Origin of the sequence: Fulvivirga imtechensis AK7 (assembly GCF_000331535.1) — a bacterium.
Classification (GTDB): Bacteria; Bacteroidota; Bacteroidia; order Cytophagales; family Cyclobacteriaceae; genus Fulvivirga; species Fulvivirga imtechensis.
Map to the genome: position 1 here is coordinate 1 of NZ_AMZN01000134.1, position 7,501 is coordinate 7,501.

The window sequence follows — 7,501 nt, forward strand, 5'->3', positions numbered from 1 at the left end:
GGATCTACGGAATTGAACCTGCCTAGTGCTGGGTCATACTGCCTGAAAAAGGTCTCATAATGCCTTCCACTGCTTTTTCGCTCACCATCAAAGTTGCTGGCACTCACAAAAAGTGAACTTCGATTTTCTTCCGGATATGGTAATCTTGGACAACCCATTTTTTCTGCTGTCCAAGATAAAGTTTTATTCTTTCACTTGAAAAAAGAAGGTTGGTTTTCATCCCCGTAGCAAGTCCGGGATTTTCAACGCTCCTAGGGTCGCTAAGGTAGTGCAGTGTAAGCCACTCCATTCGCAGGTAATAAGGTGCATCTGCGGTACTCGTTCAGGCTGCACTACAGAAAAAAACAAGGCTATACAAGCTCGTTCGTACCTCTCTCGGCCTTGTTTTTTCTTTCGCTGGCTTCACTGTGTTCCTCACTGCGGCAGCTCCTGTGCCTGCTGTTAAAGATTCCGTTGAAGAATAAAAGCGGCTTAACAGCATTCACCCGCTGCCCGTGTTTGTGCTCGCCTGCGGGCTCTCTCGGACACGCACAGTCGCCCTCCGGGACTCTTCCTGTACGGCCTCGTTCGCACTCGCAAGGCGGCTCGCAGATAAACGACCTGATTCCCGTTTTCAATCAACCAGAGTAAAGGCCTGCATTTCTTACCGCGCGCTGATCCTTCAAAGCCTGATCACATAAGCAGTGCGCTTGGATCATTTTTGTAGATGCTGCAAAAAATTGGTGTCTGCCTTTTAGAGGCATTTTTTACATCATCTACAAAAACGGCTACTTTTTCCAGTCCTTTATGATAATCCTGTCACGATACAGGGTAACCACTAATTTTTGTTTTGCCCGCCAGCCAAGCTTCTTTATATGTTCCAGTGGAATAGTAACGGTATAACTTCTTCCTCCGGAAGCTTTGGTTAAGCTGCGGATTTCTCTTTCTTCCAATGATCTTCTGGCCATGATAAACAGTTTAAAAATAATCACGTGATTAATAACGTGATTAATAACGTGATTATTTCTAAGTCATGCAAAGGTAAACATCACGGAGAAAAGCAAATGGCCTGATCCCTCTTTGTCGGTTAGCAGCTCCTTAATGGTCATTTGCTTTTCATCGTGATGCTGCAAGCCAACTACTCACTTTCTTCTGGCCCTTCCTGATCATGGCGCTGCTAAGGACTACTGCCCCCGATGTTGGCAATCGGGACAGGGCCCGCGAGCCGTAAAGGCGTAACGAAGGTGGTGCCGGAGGTACGGAGGCAACATCCTGAGTGAAGCCGCGAGTTCGAAGGAAGCCAGCCAAGAGGGAGCGTAGCGGCTTGGATGTGTCTGACTGAGGGCGAAGGCGAGCAATAACACGGGCTGTGGGTCCCGAACCCCAGAAAAACACATCGTGCGAAGCACACCTATTTGGGGTCTGGGGATTCGGGATAGGAACAGCCGTGGCGAGAAGCGGATAGACAGCAACAGGAGGCAAAAACAAGGTGGAGCCCCGTTTTTTCTTTCAATTGAAAAAATAAACACCTAAGAAAAAACTGGAACGACCTTGTTTTTGCCGGATGGCAGCCTGGCTAACGCACCGCAGACACACCGATGTACCAAGCGGTGGGTGTGTGGTGGCTCCTGCGCTGGCTGTGGGCTTTGGGGCGGAGTTGTGTGATGGCCTTATGGAACAGGTTGTGCTGTGGGGCACGTCAGTATTTCTTTGGCTCTTGCTTTACATGCCTGATACGCAAAACCCTGAGTTCTTTCTCAGTATACCGGTAAGCTACTCGATAACTAAAGGTCTCTATAGCTCTGAAGTCTCCTTGATTGTTACGCTTGAACTTGTCTTTAGGGTATCGTTCAGGGTTTTCTTTGGCCTTTTCTAAAGCGGACAATATACCTTCTTCTACTCGTTCTGCCTGTAAATAAGATTCCTCATTTATTCTTTTTAATGCATTTTTCAAAAAGCTGGACGGCCGTTTATTCCAGACTATTTTTCTCTCCATGAACGGATCTCTTTTGCTGCTTCTTCATGAGTTAAATAATCCCCTGCATCTATCTGGGCATCTGCTGCTTCTATTTCAGCATTATATTGCTCTAAGCTGATCCGTTGATGCTTTTCTTTCCATTTTACCAACTTCTCGATAAGGGACTTGTCTTGTAAAGAAGCCATCCATTCAAGTAATTCCAACTTTTGTATCTGTAGGTCGCTCATCACTGATAACTTTTCCACAAAATAACGATTATTTACCATTTTTAGGTTCATTTTAATCAATGATATTGTTCCAGCGCCTTTTCAACCCAAAGGATGGTGGATCTTCAAGGCTTCCTCTAATTCTTCCAGGTTGACAGCTCTATACTTTTCTGTGCTGCTGATCTTACTGTGACCAGCCATGTACTGAACCTGACGGATGTCTTTCTCTTTCAGCCAGTTCACGATCACACTTTTGCGGATGTACAGCCCGTCCTTCACCCGGGTGTTGATCTTGCGGAGATCTTCCATTAAAAAGCTGACCGTTGATTTGATCTTTTCCGAGCCGTTCAGGCTGATAAAAAGCTGGTGTTCGATCACTGCCCAGTTGACCTTGTCGGGCTTTCGTGTTGATTGGGTTTGCCGGTGCCCTGTCTTTAAGTCATACAGTATCTTTGGTCTGGTCACCAGCAGGTATTCCTGCAGTTCAAGTATCTGGTTGGCTCTGAGTTTCAGACTCCTGGGCTGCAGGCCGCTCTTGTGGCGGGTATGGCTTGTGCCCGGAAGATAGATCTTCCCTTCCTTCAGATGGATGTGCCCGGGCTCAAGCTTTTTGAGCTCCCGGGTGGTAATGCCCTGGTAAACGTAAAGCCCGGTGATCACTTTATTTCTTTGGGTACGCGCGTTATAGACCGGGTAGCTTTCGTAAAGCCGGTGCAACTCATTTGCACTCAACAGGTCGTGGGGGATGGCCCTGGTTTCACCTCTTAAGTGCAGGCCGGTGGCCGGATTAACACGTAACTGCAGCATATCAAAGTAATGTCGAAGGGATATAAGTATCAGGTTGATGTTGGAGGTCGATCTGCCTGCTTTTTTACAATGGTTAACGAACTGTAGCAGGTCGTTGTAAGTAGTGCCTTCAGGAGTCAGTCTTTCGGTTTGGAGCCACTCTAAAAAGTACCCTGCATAATTGCAATAGGTCCTGGCCGTATCCGGGGCAAAACACTTTTTCTCCTGAAAATAAGAAGTCAGTTTGTTGAGTTGCTTTATGATTTCAGGATGGGTGAACTTATACTTTCTCATTTCATTTCGGCAGACACGTGGGTGTATATCTGAGTACTTTCAAGTGAACTATGTCCCAGGAACCGGGCTATCTGTTCCAGCTTCATACCGCTTTGTAACAGATGCGTGGCAATGCTGTGACGCAGTGTGTGAAGGCCTACAGGCTTTTCGATCCGGGCTATCTGCGCAAGGATATGGAGCCTGTTGATTGTGCCTAACCCGCCCAGGGGATGGCCGGTCCAGCTTACTAAAAAACGATCATGGGTTTGCTTTCTTAGCAGTTGTGGCCGCACATAGTCCAGGTAATGGACAAAGTCTTTCTTTATCTTCACCGCTATGGGCACATACCTTTCTCTGTAGTTCTTGCCTTTGCGCACATGAAGCAGGTTTTTACTAAGGTCCAGGTCTTTGAGCGCTACATGTATCCCTTCATTTCTGCGAAGGCCGCAGCCATAGTACAGCCCCAGTATCGCACGTTCCCGGGCGGCCAATAAACCTTTATCTTTGATACCGGGGTCGGGGTAGTGATCTGTGGCCTCATAAAGGCGGGCTATTTCTTTTCTGCTCAATACCGGCCTGGTGAGCGATTCCCGGGCTTTAAAGCTGATGTTCAGCTCAAAGCCGCCCTGGTCTGTTTCTCTTAAAAAACGGTTGAACTGGCTTAAGGCGCTCCGGTGGTTTTTCATATAGTTGTGGCTCAACCCGCCTGTTCTGCGTTTGTTCTTCCGGGTAGACAGGTGCTCAAACCAGTCTGCTATCAGTTCACTATTGATCTGGCTTATAGAAGTGATCTTTGCCCAGGCGATAAAGGCTGCTACATACCGTGGATTATGGTAAATGGCTGAGGCGGAGTAGTTCAGCGTTTCAAGCCACTTGCGGTAGCTGTCTGCTAAAGTTCCTAACACAACACTTTTCTGATTTCGGTGAGCCACTGACATAAGTTGTTGATTTTATGATGGTTAACTGGCTCACTAACCTCAGTGAGCCACTGGTGAGCCACTGAGCTACTTCCCAACGGATCGGATCCTGGTCAATATCGCTTCTAATTGTTCATCGATGCTGCTTCTGAGTGCTTCATATTCCTTGTGGTCGCTCACCTGGTATTCAAAGCCTCTGTATTTGCTGCCGCCTGCCACTTTCACATAGCCATAGCGGGTAAGTTCCAGCAGGTAGCGTTTTAAGGTGCTGGGGGCCAGTCTGAGGGCTTTCCTGATCTCCTGGCTCCTGAAGCTTTCTTCTCCTTTTATGCTTTTCAACTGCTCAAAGAAGCTCCGGCAGGCTCCGCTTAGCTCGTCACTCTTGGCAAAAAGGGCTTCTTTCAGTAATCTAAATGCCCATGCTATGTCTTCCACTTCTGTTTGTATGTATTGTTCCCCGGTATGCCTGTCGGTGCTTACCGAACGCTGGTACTGGTGGTAGTAGGTGATGGTCTCAATGAAAGATAAAAGTAACATCATGGTGCGCCTTGGCTTAAAAACGCTCTCCGGAAGCTGGATCATGGAGGCGTATGGGTTACGGATCTGCAGGGGCTTTAATAAGCGCTGCATGTTCTTCAAGCATTGCTTGTTTTGATTTTCCTTTGTTTTGTCTATGCTGCCGGAGGATACGGCCTGCTGGTAGGCCATGATCTTTTTGTCCTGTGCTGTGCTGGTGTCGATGTAAACCAGTATGCAGCGGTTGGCATTGTCTTCATAGATCTTTTCTCTGGTCGTGCAGCCGCTAACACATACCGGGCCTTCTACTTTCAGGGTCACGGTTTTCAGGTTCCCTTTGTTGTCTTTCAGGGTGACCGTTTTGGATATCCGCCTTTTGCTTTGTAACTCTCTGAGGGCATAGGCCGCTCCGCTTCCCGATGCTTCCGATCGGGACAGGCCGTCCAGGTCTTCGATCAATATCAGCTTGTGTTTTAACTCTTCCCGTCCGAAGTAGTAAAAGGCGTTTTCTGATAAGGTGGTGATCTCCAGTTTGTCTTCTTCGGGCATCAGCTCTCCGACCTTTTCTTGTAAATAGGTTTTTCCTGTTCCTGATGCGCCTAAACACATCAGGTGCAAAGGGGATGCCCGTTTCCGGCTTGTGTAGGTCAGGTAGGCGATAAAGGCATTCCGTTCTTCGCCAACTATGCCGCTTTGGGTGATCAGATTCATGGTTTCTTTCATCAGGTCTGGGCTTTTGAGAACTTCCAACGCCTGTGTTTTCTCTATCTGGTTCAGGACTGGTTTTGTCTCTTTTTTTGGCTTCAGGGCTTCCAATCGCTTTTCCCTGTACTCTTCCAGCTCATTGATCAGGTGGGCCATGGCAGTCACGGCCTCATGGGTGGTCACCTCCATTTGTTCGGCTATCTTCTGGCCCAGTTGCTCCACCTGCCCGTTGTTGTACAGGTCCAGGTTATGGCGGATCGGTAAAAGGTGGTTTTTGTCTGTATGCTCTATTTTCAGGGTCACGCGCAACCTGTCCAGCCCGGTGATCTTGATACCTCCCAGGACTGTGAAGTTTAGGACGCAGTTTTGGTAGTAGAGCAGTTCGGGGTTATCAGTAATAAGTTGGGATGGATTGGCCTGGGATGACTGAACCGGGGACGGATCAGGTGAATAATGGAAGGGCTTTCTATTGTTGATCAGGTGGGTAAAGAGCTCCTTTTCTTCTCTCCCGGAACAAGTCCGGGACAGGCTCGGATGGTTCACGGCCAGACTGTTGATGTCCTCGCCTTCCGGAGTCTCTACATAGCTGACTTTCACTTCCATGATCTCCTCAAAAAAGGCTGCGTGTTTTTCTACTGCTGATCTTCCTGCTTCGTCTCCGTCAAAAAAGAAGATCAGTTCTTTAAGGGTGCCTTCCAGTTTTTTGATGCTTTCCGCCAGTTCTTTAGTAATGCCGTTCACTCCGTAAAAGGCAAGTACCGGGTAAGGGATGTGTTGCTGAAGGGTGGCAGCGTCTATCACTGATTCTGTCAGGATCAGTGTTTCTGTTGATGCTTTGGGGTAGCCAGGGTAAAGCCCCTGCCTGTTCGTATTATAGTAATGTGTCCCATTAGTGCCCGAGGCGGCTCGCCTCCCGTAAAAGCTTACGATCTGTCCTTTTTCGTCCTTCAGTGGAAAGATCAGGCAGTTGCGCATCTTCTCCCAACCTTCTTTACCATTGTAGCCCACCTCAAGGCTTTGGCTTAGTCCTCTCTTTTCCAGATAAGCTTTGCCCTTGCTGCTCTTCTTTAGGTTCCCTTCAAAAACCCTGAAAAGTTGAGGGAAGTTGGGGGCCTCTGCCTTGCTGGTTTCTCTCCCGGCAGGGGGAGAACTTCCATGCGGGTTAAATTCTGTTTCCAGCCACTTGATGGCTTCGTGGGTACTTAGGTTGAGTTTCTTCGCTACAAGGCTGATCACATCCATGGTGCCGGCTGTGCAGTGGCCGCTAAAACAGGTCGCTATCTGTTTCTCTTTGCTGAACTGCAGGCTCGGACGCTTGTCGTCATGGAACGGGCACAGTGCTTTGTGGTGTTTGTTGATCCGGATGCCCAGGCGCTCAGCTACCTGGTAGATGTCCAGTTGGTTTTTTAGGGCGGGTATCTCCATTAGCTTCCAGGTTCAAGTTCTTTAAATAAGTTTCTTAACTGCCGGAGGTGGTAAAACTGCTCCGCTGGATCTGATGCATTGTGTGGGTTGTCACTTGCATAAACGATAAGCACGTAAAGCATTTCGTCCAGCAGGTCGCTGATATAAACCGCTCCGGTATCGTGCAGGTAGGTATCCAGTTCTTTGAAGTTGTGGTGGTAGTGGTTATGCATAAAAAAAAAATTAATACAACTAACTTGTTGCAATACTAACAAGTGCGTTTGTATTTATCAAGCTAACTGGATTTTTATTAACCTAAGTAGTGTTGTATATTTGAATAATAATTTAAAAACACGTTGTTTTCACTACTATGGAGTTTGGAGAAAGACTTTCTAACATTCGCAAGGAAAAGAAAATGAGCCAGCAGGAGTTGGCTAAAAGAGTAGGCATCCATGCCAACGTGTTAGGAAGATATGAACGTGGTGAAGCTCGACCATTTGTTGAGATGGGTGTAAAATTAGCCCAAGCCTTAGGTGTATCCGCAGACTACCTTTTGGGCAATACCGATATGGAAATTGATGCTGATACACTGAAGAAGATCGAAGAGATTGCAAAGCTCCCCGAAGAAAACAGAAAACAGCTCTTCCAAGTCATCGATTATTTCATCCTCGGATATAAAGCCAAAGAAACACTTGGAATAGCTTCTTAAAGATTCGTCTACTAAAAAAAGCCGCTCT

Annotated in this window: 8 protein-coding genes; 1 reads left to right on the forward strand and 7 read right to left on the reverse strand. The window is 47.4% G+C overall.

Annotated features, from left to right (window positions below; genetic code table 11):
- Positions 1-767: 767 nt before the first annotated feature.
- The 7 genes from C900_RS26640 to C900_RS26670 form a co-directional block, all read right to left on the reverse strand.
- Entirely contained in the window at positions 768-947 is a 180-nt protein-coding gene (locus C900_RS26640) for an AbrB/MazE/SpoVT family DNA-binding domain-containing protein (RefSeq protein WP_009583574.1), read from the reverse strand.
- A gap of 731 nt (positions 948-1,678) precedes the next feature.
- Positions 1,679-1,975, reverse strand: a complete 297-nt coding sequence (locus C900_RS26645) for a type II toxin-antitoxin system RelE/ParE family toxin (RefSeq protein WP_157494263.1) — start codon at positions 1,973-1,975, stop codon at positions 1,679-1,681.
- Positions 1,960-2,223: a hypothetical protein gene (locus tag C900_RS26650; RefSeq protein ID WP_009583577.1), complete on the reverse strand. Its 264-nt coding sequence runs from the start codon at positions 2,221-2,223 to the stop codon at positions 1,960-1,962. Before C900_RS26650 ends, C900_RS26645 begins: the two co-directional genes overlap by 16 nt.
- 42 nt (positions 2,224-2,265) lie before the next feature.
- Complete coding sequence (locus C900_RS29045; RefSeq protein ID WP_009583578.1) at positions 2,266-3,243, reverse strand: tyrosine-type recombinase/integrase; 978 nt, start codon at positions 3,241-3,243, stop codon at positions 2,266-2,268.
- Positions 3,240-4,160, reverse strand: a complete 921-nt coding sequence (locus tag C900_RS29050) for a tyrosine-type recombinase/integrase (RefSeq protein ID WP_009583579.1) — start codon at positions 4,158-4,160, stop codon at positions 3,240-3,242. Before C900_RS29050 ends, C900_RS29045 begins: the two co-directional genes overlap by 4 nt.
- Positions 4,161-4,226: 66 nt before the next feature.
- On the reverse strand, positions 4,227-6,785 hold the full coding sequence (locus C900_RS29055; protein WP_009583580.1) for a toprim domain-containing protein: 2,559 nt from the start codon (positions 6,783-6,785) through the stop codon (positions 4,227-4,229).
- Complete coding sequence (locus C900_RS26670; protein WP_009583581.1) at positions 6,785-6,997, reverse strand: hypothetical protein; 213 nt, start codon at positions 6,995-6,997, stop codon at positions 6,785-6,787. Before C900_RS26670 ends, C900_RS29055 begins: the two co-directional genes overlap by 1 nt.
- 137 nt (positions 6,998-7,134) lie before the next feature.
- Between C900_RS26670 and C900_RS26675 the strand changes: the two genes are divergently transcribed.
- Positions 7,135-7,473 carry a helix-turn-helix domain-containing protein gene (locus C900_RS26675; RefSeq protein ID WP_009583582.1) on the forward strand — a complete coding sequence of 113 codons (339 nt, stop codon included), beginning with the start codon at positions 7,135-7,137 and terminating at the stop codon, positions 7,471-7,473.
- The last annotated feature ends 28 nt before the right edge of the window (positions 7,474-7,501 follow it).